Below are 13,450 nucleotides of genomic sequence, written 5' to 3' on the forward strand. Positions count from 1 at the left end.
AGTAACTCGGCCCCGGGCTTCCCGGGGCTTTGCTTTTTCTAAATAAAGATGGCCGCTGTTTCATCAAACTTGTGGCGCGCAACAAAAGAAGCTAAAATGGGAAAAGAGAATTGACCCGACGGAGGAACGAAGATATGAAACCATCTCCGGTAGAACGTTTGTTTACTGTTTTTAACGAAACCACTACCATCATTCAGGATGAACTTTCCTGCTCCTACCTGGAAGCCCTTGCCGAAACAGGGGAAAACCTTTTCCATGGCACAGTTTTGCAGGATGAAATCAGTGAATTGAACGCCAAACGGCTTAAGAAAAGTTACGAGGCAATCAAACTGGATGCCTTTTCGAAAGAAGAAATCAGGAAGGCCTTTCAGCTTGCCATTTTAAAAGGGATGAAGGAAAACGTCCAGCCGCATCATCAAATGACCCCTGATTCTGTCGGAATGCTGATTGGGTACCTGGTCCTGAAATTTGTCGGGAAACCAGCAGTCAGGATCCTTGACCCGGCAGTCGGAACAGGCAATTTGCTCGCGACAGTGATCAATCACCAAGTACAGAAGCAAATTGAAGCAGCTGGCCTCGAGATTGATGATGTCCTGATCAAGCTAGCTTATGTGAATGCAAACCTGCAGGAGCACTCAATCCAGCTTTTCAACCAGGACAGCCTTCAACAGGTTTTTATCGAGCCTGTCGATGTGGTTGTTTCCGACCTGCCTGTAGGCTATTATCCAGATGATATCAGGGCGGCCGATTATGAATTGGCAGCATCGGAAGGACATTCGTATTCACATCATCTATTCATTGAACAAAGCATGAAACTGACAAAGCCGGGGGGCTACCTCTTTTTTATTATTCCGAATGGCTTATTCGAGAGTCCGGAAGCTCCGAAACTCCGTGAGTTTTTGAAAAAAAATGCCCACATACAGGGAATTCTGCAATTGCCCCTTTCATTGTTTAAATCCAGCCAGGCGGCCAAAAGCATTTTAATCCTGCAAAAGGCTGGTGAAGGGGTGAAACCGCCAAAACAAGCGTTGCTTGCCGAACTGCCTTCCCTTTCAAATCAGGCTGGCACGGAGAAAATCCTTTCCCAAATCAACGGATGGATTGCTGATAATAAATGATAAAAAGAGCAGAAGCTTTTCATTGAAAATGCTTTTGCTCTTTTTATGAATTGTGCAAACTGCCTGAATATATGGACATTTCCCGCAAACTTTACTATTTGCCCATATATGTTGAAATGTCATCTATGAAGTGGGTAAACTGAAATCGAGATATATCCAGTTGTCTATTTGCAGGCTCCGGCTAATCATAGCTGAAAGACCAAAATCGACCTTCGTATCGCGCCCGGAATTCCTGCAGGCAATAACTGTCATCAAAGGAGAGGTTGGAAAATGCCCAAAATATTAGCAATAAATGCGGGAAGTTCATCATTGAAGTTTCAGTTGCTCGATATGCCAAGTGAAAAAGTCATAACAAAAGGCATTATCGAAAGAATCGGCCTTGGCGATTCACTTTTCACCATGGAAGTTTCAGGTGAAAAATTAAAGGAAACAACAAACATTCCCGAGCACGAAACAGCTGTAAAACTATTGTTGGACAAGCTGACTTCCACAGGAGCAATAACCTCGCTTAACGAAATATCCGGGATTGGCCACCGTGTCGTGCACGGAGGGGAAGAGTTCAGCGATTCAGCACTTATTAATGAAGATGTCCTTCGGAAAATCGAAGAATTATCGGAATTGGCGCCTTTGCATAATCCGGCGAACATTACAGGCATCCTCGCGTTCCAGAGGGTTCTGCCAGATGTTCCTGCGGTTGCCGTATTTGATACGGCCTTCCACCAAACAATGCCTGAAAGTTCTTTCCTTTACAGCCTTCCATATGATTATTATAAAACATATGGAATCAGGAAATATGGTTTCCATGGAACCTCGCACAAATACGTATCTAGAAGGGCCGCCGAACTGCTTGGCCGCCCGGTGGAACAGTTGAGGCTTCTATCATGCCATCTCGGAAACGGAGCGAGCATCGCGGCAATCGACCGAGGCAAATCACTTGATACCTCAATGGGCTTTACGCCGCTTGCCGGGGTTACAATGGGGACGCGTTCCGGGAATATCGACCCTGCGCTGATTCCATTTATTATGGAGAAGACAGGGATGTCTGCGGATGAAGTTCTTGAGGTACTGAATAAGAAAAGCGGGATGCTCGGCGTATCAGGGTTTTCGAGCGACCTCCGGGACATCGAGACCCAGGCGGCGGAAGGGAACCCAAGGGCTGAGCTCGCTCTGGAAGTATTCGCTGGCAGGATCCATAAATATATTGGTTCTTATTCGGCACGGATGTCCGGGGTCGATGCCATTATCTTTACCGCGGGCATTGGAGAGAATAGCGAAGCAATCAGGGCGAGGGTCCTTAAAGGCCTCGAGTTTATGGGCGTTTATTGGGATCCGGCCCTGAACAAGGTCCGCGGCCAGGAGGCATTTATCAATTACCCATATTCACCTGTAAAAGTAATGGTCATCCCTACGAATGAGGAAGTTATGATCGCCAGGGATGTCATGCGACTTGGGAATATCCAGTAAATATTAGCGAAAGTTGGCTGTACCTCTAAAGGGGGTGCGGCTTTTTTTCTTGGAGACTCAGATTAGGCGGGAAGTCCGGCTGCCTGGTGAGTGACAAAGATGTCCGAAGCCCGGAAAGTTGGCACACAAAGTCTTTAGTGACAACCACAGGTGAAAATCGGGCAGGGTAGTCAGAATGAGCCCGGATATCTAACAAGCCACAGGCGAAAATCGGGCAGGGTTGTCAGAATAAGCCCGGATATGTGACAACCGCAGGAGAAAATCCGATTTAGTTTTCTTTTCAAACTCGGCTGAGTGACAATGGCCGAATCAAATCCAAAAGAATGTCAATCAAAATTAGAATTAGGATTAGGCCGAACGGGACCAAGGCATGTTGGACGTATCGGATAACAGATATATCTGCCTGTAAGTTTCCGATATCTTTTAAATTACCAACTTATGCTATACTGTAGGAAAGTTTTCGATAGGAGGGCCATCCATGCCGCTGACAGACAGGGAAATGACTGTCCTTGCCGAGATCAAGGATTGGGAAAAGAAGCTTCTCGACTACGAACCGAATGACCTTCAGCTTACGTACGAAAAGTATTTGGAGTCTGGTTTTTCAATGCTTCCTGAAGAAGCGCGCAGCCAGTTCTTCGCTGTTGTTGACAATTGGCTATTCCATCTGAATGCTATGATTCAGGGCGCCCAATTCCAGTTGGACGCGAAGGAGAGAATTCTAGCTGCCGCGAGGGTCTTCGACAGCGGGGTTGGAAGAATTGAAGACATGAAGCATTTGGAAATAGACCAGTTAAATTATATTGCCCAGCAACAGATTGCAAGGCACAGGCTCTATTCTTTTGCCCAGGGCGGTATGGCGGGTACGGGGGGAGCGCTTCTGTTAGGAGCAGACCTACCAGCCATGGCAGTAATCAATCTCCGCGCGGTACAGCTTTTGGCGATGACGTATGGTTATGAAGTGAATACTCCATTCGAGATGATGACATCCCTAAAGGTTTTCCATACCGCGACATTGCCTCCAAGGCTGCAGGGAGAAAGCTGGAATCAGCTTTTAGAGGATTTAAAGGGGGAACGGGACAGGTATTTCTATGAAGGGAATGATCAACTGACAGATCCATCCTGGCTGGAAATGCCTATGAGGCAGGTTTTTAAGGGTGCCTTCATTACCCTTTTCAGAAAAAGAATGGTCCAAGGCATCCCGCTCGTAAGCATGGCGATCGGCGCCGGTGCAAACTATCAGCTTACAAGAAGGGTGACCGATTTTTCACATAACTATTACAGGCTCCGTTATTTAATGGACAGGGAGGAACGTTAATGAGTGTTCAGGAGCATAAAAAGGAAGCGCCACGGTATGTTTCATGCAAAGTCATTACTGTCAGTGACACAAGGGATGAGAACACCGACAAAAGCGGGCAGTTGATTATGTCCCTCCTAGAATCCAATGGTCATAAAGTGGCGGGTTACGCCATTGTAAAGGATGAAGGGGAGCTGATCAAGGCGGAGGTCCTTAGCGGCTGCGCCGACCCGGAGATCGATGTTGTCCTTACCAATGGCGGTACTGGGATTGCTGTTAGGGATGTCACAATCGAAACCGTCAAGAAGCTTTTTGACAAGGAGATTACCGGGTTCGGGGAACTGTTCAGGATGCTGAGCTACCAGGAAGATATCGGCTCAGCTGCAATCCTTTCCCGGGCAGCCGCGGGAGTTGTCAACAATCGGGCGGTCTTTTCCATCCCGGGTTCATCAGGCGCTGTTAAGCTCGCCATGAACAAACTGATCCTTCCGGAAATCGGACATGTCGTCAGGGAGCTTAAAAAAGACCTCGCTTAAATGAAAGAAGAAAGCTCCCGATGAATTGCGCGGGAGTTTTTCTTTAAGTATGCATTTTTTCTTCCACAACAGCGTCTGTAGCCCTGTACCATAGCCACAAATCGTTGATAATCGACGCAAGCCCGGCAATTTCAGTGTTTAATTCACAAGACTTCTCGAAGTTGCTTTCATTGGATAGCGCGGCCTGCTTTTCGTTTATGGAATGCTCTAGTTCCTTGATCCGGTCAGGAATCGAACCGCGGATCTGTTCCCATGAAAATAGAATTTTCTCTTGAATCTCCGGGCTGTATTTATCAAGGCTCTTCTCCATATCGGGTATCGGAATGCCAAGGCGGCTATCATATGAAAAAAATTGTTCCATGCTATTTCCTCCACTTTCCCTCACGTAAACTCTTTTTCAGATCTGACAACAAGCACATCACATGGCGCGTGCCGGCTAATATGTTCTGAAACGCTGCCGATTAAAAACCTTTCAACCGCGTTAAGTCCCGTTGCGCCGCAAATAATTAAATCGATGTTATGCTTTCTCGCGATTTCTTTTGGAATCATTAACTTTGGGGAACCAAATTCAACAAGAAAAGAAACATCCGACAATCCGCTGTCCAGTGCCTGTTGCCTATATTTTTCTAGCAAATCAAGGGCGTATTGGTCAGCACGGTCCGCAATGGCCTGGTCGTATGCTTCGACAATCGCGAATGTCCTAGTATCAATGACATGGACGAGCAGGAGTGATGCCTGGTTCCTGTCGGCTATGCCTAGTGCTTTCCTGAACGCTAGTTCCGCTTCCTTTGACCAGTCAACCGCTACCATAATTTTTTGATAATTGGTCCCCATTGCCTTTCCCCCTGTCAAAAGAAATTTAAACAAATAGGTGCCAGTTAGCCTTTTACCCAAATTATACATGAAAAGTGGCGGCATAGAAGGACCATCCCTATGAAAAAATATTATTTGTTAGACAGCTCTGTATCTTTAAAATAAAACAAGAATAGGAATGGTGCGGAATGCAAAAGAAAAATCAGGAACAGCGTCCAGCTTATAGCTATGAGGAAAAAGGGATTCAGGAAGTAAGCGCCCAAATCATGGATGCCTATAACAGCGGTTTCATGGGGGAAGAGGAGGCACGGGAACGAACAGACGAATATCCGGTTATGAGAGGGGATCTCGAATAACGAGGCGTTGTGGACATCCGGATATCTGAACGGTACTCCGTATAACCCCCATTTCCTGCGTGCAAGTTTGGACTGTTTACCCAGGAAATTTATAATAGCGGGGCAATAACCCAAGACCCTCCTCCTTTCGACGCATATCCTTTAGTGTATTTAAAAATTACAGAGGAGGAATTACCTTGTACAACGAGTATCAATTTGCGGGTGGACAGCCTGTTCATTTTACAAACCACAATATGATCGGCCCGAATGACGAGCGATTCGGCTTTGGGAGGCCTTGGGGCTTCGGTTTTGGCAGGCCGTGGGGCTGGGGCTTTGGTGGTCCTTTCGTAGGCGGCCTTCTTGGGGGCCTTGCAGCCGGAGCGCTAATTAGTCCATTTTTATACGGATATGGATATCCTTTTTACGGGGGATTTGGTTACCCTTACTTCTGGTAAAATAATATGTGAATCAATCGGGGCGCCGGGCTTATGCCCGCGCCTCCTTGGCTGTTTGGCCCAGATTGCCGGAATGTAGATTAATTGTTTCCGTTGATAGTTTATTTTGGTAAAATGAAAGTGCTTGCATAACAGTACATATTTTGTGGGAGGCATTGAATCATGAGGATTGGGGTACCAGCGGAAATAAAAAATAATGAGAACCGTGTCGCTATGACGCCTGCCGGTGTTGTAAACCTGCTCAATTTCGGCCATGAAGTTTATATTCAGTCCGGGGCCGGGCTTGGTTCGGGCTTTACGGATGAAGATTACGAGACGGCCGGCGCGAGCATTGTCAAAACGGCTGCGGAAGCTTGGGACAAGGATATGGTCATGAAGGTAAAGGAACCTCTTCCGGAAGAGTTTAAATACTTCTATGAAGGTTTAATCCTGTTTACGTATCTTCACCTTGCACCTGAGCCTGAATTGACGAAGGCGATGATGGAAAAGAAGGTTGTCGGAATTGCGTATGAAACCGTTCAGCTGCCAAATGGCGGCCTTCCGCTCCTTACGCCGATGAGTGAGGTAGCCGGGAGGATGGCAGCGCAAATTGGCGCGCAATTCCTGGAAAAAGTCCACGGCGGTAAAGGAATCCTGCTATCTGGCGTTCCTGGAGTCCAAAGAGGTACTGTAACGATTGTAGGAGGCGGTGTTGCAGGAACGAACGCTGCTAAGATGGCGATCGGCCTCGGAGCGAAAGTTACAATCATCGATTTAAATCCGGAAAGGCTTCGCCAGCTCGATGATATTTTCGGTTCGGACATCACAACACTTATGTCCAATCCGTATAATATCGCGGAAGCTGTAAAGGAATCCGATCTTGTTATCGGAGCCGTCCTGATTCCGGGCGCGAAGGCCCCTAAGCTTGTCACAGAAGAGATGATCGAATCGATGACTCCTGGCAGCGTCGTCGTCGATATCGCCATTGACCAGGGAGGCATTTTCGAAACGACCGACCGGATTACCACCCACGACAATCCAACATATATCAAGCATGGAGTCGTCCATTATGCTGTTGCGAATATGCCAGGTGCGGTGCCGAGGACATCGACGATCGCACTTACGAACGGAACCGTCCCTTACGCAATCCAAATCGCCAACAAAGGCTACAGGCAGGCCTGTCTTGATAATGAGGCCCTCCTGAAAGGAATCAACACCCTTCATGGCCATGTTACCTATAAAGCGGTAGCCGAAGCACAAGGGCTTGAATACGTAAGCGCGAAGGAATTGCTTGGACAGGAATAGGAAACACAAACTCCGTCCCGCGCTTAAGCCAGGAAACTTTAATGGCTCATACTAATTAAAAAGCAGGCATACCGTCACGCGGTAGCCTGCTTTTCCTATATTGGAAGCTTTATTTTATGATCTGAAGTTCCTTCGGATACTTTGTCAAAATTTCAAGCCCTGACGCTGTTACGTGGACATCATCCTCAATCCTTACGCCGGCGACGCCCGGAACATAAATGCCCGGTTCGATTGTGAAGACCATTCCTTCTTCCAGCTTTAAAGGATTCGTTTCAGTTACTGACGGGTATTCATGGATGTTGATTCCAAGTCCGTGCCCGAGGCGATGCGGGAAATATTCGCCATAACCTGCCTCTGTAATAACGCTCCTTGCGGCAAGGTCAACAGCGGAACAAGGCGTTCCGGGCTTTCCTGCTTCAATTGCAGCCAGCTGGGCTTTTAGGACCGTATCGTAAATTTCTTTTTGCTTGTCGCTGACATCCCCGTAAGCAAGTGTGCGGGTAATATCGGAGCAGTATCTGTCTACGACGACTCCCAGGTCAAACAGGACAAAATCTCCTTTTTTGATTTTAGTCTGACCTGGATTTCCATGTGGTGAGGCGGCATTTTGGCCGGCCAGTACCATCGTGCTGAAGGACATTTGGCTGACGCCTTTTTTCTTGAGTTCAAACTCGATGGCAGCGAGGACTTCGAGTTCGCTTTTTCCTTCGCTGATCTCACTTGCCCCGACTTCAATCGCGTAGTCCGCCAATGCGGCCGCTTCCCGCAGTGCCTTTAGTTCATTTTCGTCCTTTACAAGCCTCAACGACCGCATTTTTTCTTCAGCCGAAACAAACTGTTTGGCGTCAGGGAAAAGCTTCATGAGCTCCTCATAGCGCTCCACATTCAAATGCTCTTTTTCGATTGCGACTTTCGAAGCGTTTTTTTGTAGGCGCTTCGCGGCTGCGGTATGTACCATTTCCCAAGGGTTTTCAGTGTCCGTGAAACCGATGATTTCGTGGGCCCATCCGGATTGGAGGGCATCATTTTTTTCCATGGCCGGCAGGACAAGGAACGGCTCCTCATCCTGGAAAACCGCAAGGCCCAAAAGGCGCTCATGTGGGTCCGTAAAATAGCCGCTCAAATAAAATACGTTATCCGGAGAAGTCAAAAAACATACATCTATGCCGTTTTCCTTCATCCAGGAAGAAAGTTTCTTCAATCTTTCGTTCATTCGAATCCCCCTCGCAATGTGTTTGGAAACAGTCTTATTATATCAATAATGGGACGCTGATATAGGTTATTCGCATTAAAATGATGTTAAAAGTATAGCATGGCAGGAAATATAAAAAAAGAATGGAACCTATTAAGTAAATACTTTTATGGGAAGGGGATTGTAAAATGAAAATATCCTATCATGGACACTCTGTCGTCAAAATCATTACCGGGGGGAAAACGATTTTAATAGACCCTTTTATTAATGGGAATAGGCTTACCGATTTGAAGGCAGAAAATGAAAGCCCGGACGTGATCATCCTATCCCACGGGCACAATGATCATGTAGGGGATACGGTCAGCTTGGCGAAAAGAAATAATTCCCTCGTCATAGCAAATGCTGAAATTTCCGATTTCCTCGGCTGGCAGGGCGTCAAGACCCATGCGATGCACATCGGAGGGTCCTACCAATTTGACTTTGGGAGAGTAAAACTCACCCAGGCATTCCACGGCTCCAGTTATGAAACCCCTGATAAACAGCTGATCTATTGCGGCATGCCAGCTGGGATCCTGTTGATGGCCGAGGGCAAAACGGTTTATCACGCAGGGGATACCGGGCTGTTTTCCGATATGAAATTGATTGGCGAACGTCATCCTATCGATGTGGCCTTTCTGCCTATTGGCGATAATTTTACAATGGGGCCGGAAGATGCGGCCTACGCGGCGAAGCTCCTCAATGCAAAAATGGTAATACCGATGCATTACAATACATTCCCGCTAATTAAACAGGACCCCCACTCCTTTATTGAAATGCTCGAAGCCGGAAACGGTAAGGTATTGGACCCGGGTGATTCAATAGAAGTGTGATGGCCTAACCCGTTTGAGGACATTTTCCCTTCCTACGCGCATAAAATGGAACAAGCTTATGTAAGGGGGGAAAAACTGTGGCAAAAAATAGGTACATGCTTTGCTTTTTACTGGCAATCTTCCTCATCTATTACGCGGGGCCAAGGCTACCGTTTGAATTTGGCGGCGCCGGAGGAATATTCACGGCATCATGGACGGTGCTGGCCCTCCTGGTGCTTGGCGGAAATTTAGCGGGCACGATTCGGGCAAAAGAGGCAGCCGGGCCGCGTCCCGCGCGTATGCCAGGGCAAAAAAAGAGGATGCGTTCCCGCTATTGACTGCCTTTGCACCGCTTTTCGGCTATCCTGCATTGAATCGGGCATTTTTTAACCTTATAATAAAAATAAAATGACGTCCTTAATTGATAGCGGGGATAGGATAAAGGGTGAAGGTCTTGGCAACAAAGCACGAACAAATTCTGCAGTATATAGATGAGCTTACCATTGGGGATAAAATTTCCGTGCGCCAGATCGCCAAGGCGATGAATGTGAGTGAAGGGACCGCCTACAGGGCGATAAAAGATGCTGAAAACAAAGGATATGTCAGTACCATTGAAAGGGTAGGGACCATCCGGATTGAACGGAAGAAAAAAGAAAATATTGAAAAACTGACATATGCGGAAATTGTCAATATCGTGGAGGGCCAGGTGATTGGCGGTAAAGCGGGCCTCCATAAAACGTTGAATAAATTCCTGATTGGCGCAATGAAACTGGACGCGATGATGAGATATACGGGCGCGGGCAATCTCCTCATAATCGGAAACCGGACAAAGGCGCATGAGTACGCGCTGAAAGCGGGGGCAGCCGTGCTGATAACCGGAGGCTTCGATACGGAAGAGCATGTAAAGAAGCTTGCCGACAAACTGCAGCTTCCGATTATATCGACAAGCTATGATACCTTTACAGTCGCAACGATGATCAACAGGGCGATTTATGACCAGCTTATCAAAAAAGAAATTATCCTTGTCGAGGACATCCTGACCCCTTTGGAAAAGACAGTTTACCTCAGGACATCGGATACGGTCAGCCAGTGGCACTCAAACAACCGCGAGACTAAACACGGTCGCTATCCGGTAGTCGACCAGGGCATGAAAGTACAGGGGATCGTTACTTCAAAAGATATACTGGGCCAGGAAATGGATACACAGATAGACAGGGTAATGACGAGGCATCCAATGACTGTCGGCGGCAAAACGAGCGTTGCGTCCGCCTCGCATATGATGGTCTGGGAAGGCATCGAGCTATTGCCTGTAGTGGATGACTCAAACCGGCTTGAAGGCATCATCAGCCGCCAGGATGTCCTGAAAGCCCTCCAGATGGTCCAGAGGCAGCCTCAGGTGGGTGAAACGATTGATGACATCGTTACAAGCCAAATGCTTCTTACCCAAGGGAAAACAAAAGGCGAAGATTTTTATAAAATTGAAGTTTCCCCGCAAATGACAAACCACCTTGGGACCGTTTCCTATGGAGTTTTTACGACGGTTGTCGCAGAAGCGGCAAGCCGGATTTTAAGAGGCTATAAAAAAGGGGACCTTGTAGTGGAAAACATGACCATTTACTTCCTGAAGCCGGTACAGATCGACAGCATCCTGGAAATTTATCCGAAGGTGCTTGAAGTCGGCCGCAAGTTCGGGAAAGTGGATGTCGAAGCGTTCAGCGATGGATTGATGGTCGGGAAAGCCATGATGATGTGCCAGCTGATTGATCGGCAATAACCGCTAAGAAAAAAACTGCGCCTCCTTCAGGCGCAGTTTTAAAAAATGGCTTTGGACTCAGTTTTTGCCTTCCGCCTCTTCAATCGCATATGGCAAATAAAACTTGTATGCCTTTATTCCCGACCAAATATTGATTCCGCCAAGAAGGACAAAAACGGCGGCGATGATGAAAGACACCTTGGACTGGTAGATATACAACTGGTTGATGCCAAAAGCGAGCACAAACAATCCAAGAGCAATCCCGGATTTCGAGGAAATCCACTTGCGCTCGACGGGTTTGTTGCTCCTTACATATTTTATTTTATAGAACACGTAAAAGGCCAGGGAAAATACGATAATGGTTACAAGTATTGGCATTTGGAAGAACCCCCTCTTTCTACTACGATTTCAATTGTAGCCGGAAACGACGACAAATGCCACAATCCTGGTATTATTTTGTTTGTAATCATCTGATTTTAAGGAGACCATTTATGGAAAACAAAATTTTTGATGCGATTGAACAGCATGGAACAATCATCATCCATAGGCATGTCAGGCCCGATCCGGATGCATACGGTTCACAATGCGGGCTTGCTGAAATATTACGTGCTTCCTTTCCCGGAAAGGCTGTATATTCAGTCGGCAAGGATGAGGACACCCTCTCTTACCTCTGTGAAATGGATAAAATCCCCGACAGCGCCTACGAGGGGGCCCTTGTCATCGTCTGTGATACCGCCAATACGGAAAGGGTATGCGATGAAAGGTACAGGCTGGGGAAAACATTGATTAAAATCGACCATCATCCGAATGAGGATCCTTACGGAGATGTAATGTGGGTGGATACAACCGCAAGTTCGACGAGCGAAATGATATATGAACTGTACCTTTCCGGAAGGGAACGCGGCCTTGTCCTGAACGATGAAGCTGCAAGGCTTTTGTATGCGGGGATTGTCGGGGATACAGGAAGATTCCTCTACCCGAGCACAACCGACAAAACCTTTGCGTACGCGGGCGAATTGATCCATTACAATTTCTCAAGGACCGATCTGTATGACAAGATGTACGAACTGAGCCCGAATATCATTAAGCTGAATGGATTTATCCTGCAAAACTTTGAAATGCGGGAAAACGGGGTCGCATCCGTTATTTTGACAAAAGAACTCCTTCAGGAACATGGCGCGCTTCCATCCGAGGCTTCACTTCTTGTCAGCGAGCTTGGAAATGTAAAAGGAATAAAAGCATGGGTATTTTTCATTGAAGAGGATGACCAGATAAGGGTTCGGCTAAGGTCGAAAGGTCCGGTCATCAACGGGGTGGCTAGGAAGTTCCACGGTGGTGGGCATCCGCTAGCGGCAGGGGCGTCGATTTTTTCGTGGAATGAGATGGATGATGTCATCCGTGAAATGAATAAAGCATGCGAATAGGTTTTTTCGATTTTTAAGGGCCGACCGGTTTGAAACGCTGGACGGCCCTTGTTTTTTTACTGGAATTATCACGCGTCAAGGGTTAGATGGAGGACGATGGTGATGTTTGTGAAAAATACCAGTTCTTTTACCTCGAGCCTGTACTTTTTACCGTTCAGCGATACAGACCTGTTTTCGATGACCCTTTTTATTAAATCCCTGTTTTTATAAACGGTTTCAATATCTTTTGCCTTTAGTGTCTTTAAATCTTCCAGGACGGCTTCCTCTGTCTCGTGGACGCTGAGAAGGTCGAGCCCATATTTTTGATGGTTTGTTATTTTAACCGTTATTTGCTGGACTAGAAGGTGCCCGATGTTTTCTTTGTTCAGGTTTTTGAACTCCTCTTGCCAGATTAAGATGTCGCCCCTCAATTCCTGTATGGTATCTTTCTGCTCCTGGATAAGCAATGTCTGTTTTTCCTGAAGGACTCCATTCATATAAATGAACAGAAGCCAGCTGATTACGCCCCCGATGGCCATCCCCGCGAAAAATCGCTGCCACGACTTGTCATTGTAAAAGGCGGGGACCCTCATGAAGAAATGAACTCCTGGGTAAACCATTCAATAAGGAGAGCCCCGGTCTGCGCTCCGCCTAAAGCGGATAAAATCAATAGAATTTGTTTGAAGATATCTTTCGTTTGGCCGTCGAAAATTCCCTTTTCAAATTCATAGATGGGATCGAATGTACCTCCTATCGCGGCTACGATGGCCCAAATCCTTAAAGAGGAGGATAGCCTCGATATCACGGTAAGAGCGGGCTGCCCTGTAAGGAAGGCCGCGATTCCCCCGATTAAAGCCCCTCCAAGGAGGACTCCCAGAGCGATAAAATAACTTTCAATGAAAGAAGAAATGAATCCTGCCTGGTTCATGGCATCAACCCTTTTCATGACATAGCC

The 13,450-nt window shown here is 47.0% G+C and carries 17 protein-coding genes; 11 read left to right on the forward strand and 6 right to left on the reverse strand.

What is annotated here, in order from left to right; all coding sequences use genetic code 11:
* Positions 1–134: 134 nt before the first annotated feature.
* The 4 genes from DRW41_RS14300 (at position 135) to DRW41_RS14315 (ending at position 4,412) form a co-directional block, all read left to right on the forward strand.
* A complete protein-coding gene (locus DRW41_RS14300; protein ID WP_115452687.1) occupies positions 135–1,118 on the forward strand; it encodes a class I SAM-dependent methyltransferase in 984 nt (327 codons plus the stop codon).
* A gap of 270 nt (positions 1,119–1,388) precedes the next feature.
* Positions 1,389–2,582 (forward strand): acetate kinase, encoded by a 1,194-nt coding sequence (locus DRW41_RS14305; RefSeq protein WP_115452688.1) that lies wholly within the window; start codon positions 1,389–1,391, stop codon positions 2,580–2,582.
* 478 nt (positions 2,583–3,060) lie between these two features.
* Positions 3,061–3,897, forward strand: coding sequence for an EcsC family protein (locus tag DRW41_RS14310; protein WP_115452689.1), 837 nt, complete (start codon positions 3,061–3,063; stop codon positions 3,895–3,897).
* Entirely contained in the window at positions 3,897–4,412 is a 516-nt protein-coding gene (locus DRW41_RS14315) for a MogA/MoaB family molybdenum cofactor biosynthesis protein (protein WP_115452690.1), read from the forward strand. Before DRW41_RS14310 ends, DRW41_RS14315 begins: the two co-directional genes overlap by 1 nt.
* 43 nt (positions 4,413–4,455) lie before the next feature.
* Here the strand turns inward: DRW41_RS14315 and DRW41_RS14320 are convergent, their stop codons facing one another.
* Both DRW41_RS14320 and DRW41_RS14325 read right to left on the reverse strand, forming a co-directional pair.
* The gene (locus tag DRW41_RS14320; RefSeq protein ID WP_115452691.1) at positions 4,456–4,773 is read right to left on the reverse strand and encodes a hypothetical protein; all 318 of its coding nucleotides are present in this window, start codon (positions 4,771–4,773) and stop codon (positions 4,456–4,458) included.
* A 20-nt stretch (positions 4,774–4,793) separates the two neighbouring features.
* Positions 4,794–5,246, reverse strand: coding sequence for a universal stress protein (locus DRW41_RS14325; protein ID WP_115452793.1), 453 nt, complete (start codon positions 5,244–5,246; stop codon positions 4,794–4,796).
* A 167-nt stretch (positions 5,247–5,413) separates the two neighbouring features.
* Here DRW41_RS14325 and DRW41_RS23030 point away from each other — a divergent pair, with 167 nt between their 5' ends.
* From DRW41_RS23030 to ald, 3 genes are all read left to right on the forward strand, one after another.
* A complete protein-coding gene (locus tag DRW41_RS23030) occupies positions 5,414–5,581 on the forward strand; it encodes a hypothetical protein (protein ID WP_181884560.1) in 168 nt (55 codons plus the stop codon).
* Between the two features lie 233 nt (positions 5,582–5,814).
* Positions 5,815–6,015 (forward strand): inner spore coat protein YmaG, encoded by a 201-nt coding sequence (gene ymaG / locus DRW41_RS14330; RefSeq protein ID WP_245959451.1) that lies wholly within the window; start codon positions 5,815–5,817, stop codon positions 6,013–6,015.
* 162 nt (positions 6,016–6,177) lie between these two features.
* On the forward strand, positions 6,178–7,299 hold the full coding sequence (ald, locus tag DRW41_RS14335) for an alanine dehydrogenase (RefSeq protein WP_115452693.1): 1,122 nt from the start codon (positions 6,178–6,180) through the stop codon (positions 7,297–7,299).
* A gap of 109 nt (positions 7,300–7,408) precedes the next feature.
* Here ald and DRW41_RS14340 read toward each other — a convergent pair whose 3' ends face one another.
* Positions 7,409–8,512, reverse strand: coding sequence for a M24 family metallopeptidase (locus DRW41_RS14340; protein ID WP_115452694.1), 1,104 nt, complete (start codon positions 8,510–8,512; stop codon positions 7,409–7,411).
* A gap of 167 nt (positions 8,513–8,679) precedes the next feature.
* Between DRW41_RS14340 and DRW41_RS14345 the strand changes: the two genes are divergently transcribed.
* From DRW41_RS14345 to DRW41_RS14355, 3 genes are all read left to right on the forward strand, one after another.
* A complete protein-coding gene (locus DRW41_RS14345) occupies positions 8,680–9,360 on the forward strand; it encodes a metal-dependent hydrolase (RefSeq protein WP_115452695.1) in 681 nt (226 codons plus the stop codon).
* A 77-nt stretch (positions 9,361–9,437) separates the two neighbouring features.
* On the forward strand, positions 9,438–9,677 hold the full coding sequence (locus DRW41_RS14350) for a hypothetical protein (RefSeq protein WP_115452696.1): 240 nt from the start codon (positions 9,438–9,440) through the stop codon (positions 9,675–9,677).
* 116 nt (positions 9,678–9,793) lie between these two features.
* Positions 9,794–11,113 (forward strand): CBS domain-containing protein, encoded by a 1,320-nt coding sequence (locus DRW41_RS14355; RefSeq protein WP_115452697.1) that lies wholly within the window; start codon positions 9,794–9,796, stop codon positions 11,111–11,113.
* 57 nt (positions 11,114–11,170) lie between these two features.
* Here DRW41_RS14355 and DRW41_RS14360 read toward each other — a convergent pair whose 3' ends face one another.
* Complete coding sequence (locus DRW41_RS14360; protein ID WP_115452698.1) at positions 11,171–11,470, reverse strand: YtpI family protein; 300 nt, start codon at positions 11,468–11,470, stop codon at positions 11,171–11,173.
* A 113-nt stretch (positions 11,471–11,583) separates the two neighbouring features.
* Here DRW41_RS14360 and DRW41_RS14365 point away from each other — a divergent pair, with 113 nt between their 5' ends.
* Entirely contained in the window at positions 11,584–12,516 is a 933-nt protein-coding gene (locus tag DRW41_RS14365; RefSeq protein WP_115452699.1) for a DHH family phosphoesterase, read from the forward strand.
* 68 nt (positions 12,517–12,584) lie between these two features.
* On the opposite strand, the gene ytrI is transcribed toward DRW41_RS14365, so the two are convergent.
* Both ytrI and ytrH read right to left on the reverse strand, forming a co-directional pair.
* Positions 12,585–13,088, reverse strand: coding sequence for a sporulation membrane protein YtrI (gene ytrI / locus DRW41_RS14370; RefSeq protein WP_115452700.1), 504 nt, complete (start codon positions 13,086–13,088; stop codon positions 12,585–12,587).
* Complete coding sequence (gene ytrH / locus DRW41_RS14375) at positions 13,085–13,441, reverse strand: sporulation membrane protein YtrH (RefSeq protein WP_439330875.1); 357 nt, start codon at positions 13,439–13,441, stop codon at positions 13,085–13,087. The genes ytrI and ytrH overlap by 4 nt, the downstream gene beginning before the upstream one ends.
* Positions 13,442–13,450 lie beyond the last annotated feature (9 nt).

Origin of the sequence: Neobacillus piezotolerans, from assembly GCF_003362805.1 — a bacterium.
Classification (GTDB): Bacteria; Bacillota; Bacilli; order Bacillales; family Cytobacillaceae; genus Bacillus_D; species Bacillus_D piezotolerans.

Excerpts from the sequence above, each read along its gene's own strand:
- ald (WP_115452693.1), top strand. The coding sequence starts at position 6,178 with ATGAGGATTGGGGTACCAGCGGAAATAAAAAATAATGAGAACCGTGTC.
- DRW41_RS14365 (WP_115452699.1), top strand. The coding sequence starts at position 11,584 with ATGGAAAACAAAATTTTTGATGCGATTGAACAGCATGGAACAATCATC.
- DRW41_RS14360 (WP_115452698.1), bottom strand. The coding sequence starts at position 11,470 with ATGCCAATACTTGTAACCATTATCGTATTTTCCCTGGCCTTTTACGTG.
- DRW41_RS14300 (WP_115452687.1), top strand. The coding sequence starts at position 135 with ATGAAACCATCTCCGGTAGAACGTTTGTTTACTGTTTTTAACGAAACC.
- ytrI (WP_115452700.1), bottom strand. The coding sequence starts at position 13,088 with ATGAGGGTCCCCGCCTTTTACAATGACAAGTCGTGGCAGCGATTTTTC.
- DRW41_RS14345 (WP_115452695.1), top strand. The coding sequence starts at position 8,680 with ATGAAAATATCCTATCATGGACACTCTGTCGTCAAAATCATTACCGGG.
- DRW41_RS14305 (WP_115452688.1), top strand. The coding sequence starts at position 1,389 with ATGCCCAAAATATTAGCAATAAATGCGGGAAGTTCATCATTGAAGTTT.
- DRW41_RS14320 (WP_115452691.1), bottom strand. The coding sequence starts at position 4,773 with ATGGAACAATTTTTTTCATATGATAGCCGCCTTGGCATTCCGATACCC.
- DRW41_RS14340 (WP_115452694.1), bottom strand. The coding sequence starts at position 8,512 with ATGAACGAAAGATTGAAGAAACTTTCTTCCTGGATGAAGGAAAACGGC.
- ymaG (WP_245959451.1), top strand. The coding sequence starts at position 5,815 with ATGATCGGCCCGAATGACGAGCGATTCGGCTTTGGGAGGCCTTGGGGC.
- DRW41_RS23030 (WP_181884560.1), top strand. The coding sequence starts at position 5,414 with ATGCAAAAGAAAAATCAGGAACAGCGTCCAGCTTATAGCTATGAGGAA.
- DRW41_RS14310 (WP_115452689.1), top strand. The coding sequence starts at position 3,061 with ATGCCGCTGACAGACAGGGAAATGACTGTCCTTGCCGAGATCAAGGAT.
- DRW41_RS14325 (WP_115452793.1), bottom strand. The coding sequence starts at position 5,246 with ATGGGGACCAATTATCAAAAAATTATGGTAGCGGTTGACTGGTCAAAG.
- ytrH (WP_439330875.1), bottom strand. The coding sequence starts at position 13,441 with ATGAAAAGGGTTGATGCCATGAACCAGGCAGGATTCATTTCTTCTTTC.
- DRW41_RS14315 (WP_115452690.1), top strand. The coding sequence starts at position 3,897 with ATGAGTGTTCAGGAGCATAAAAAGGAAGCGCCACGGTATGTTTCATGC.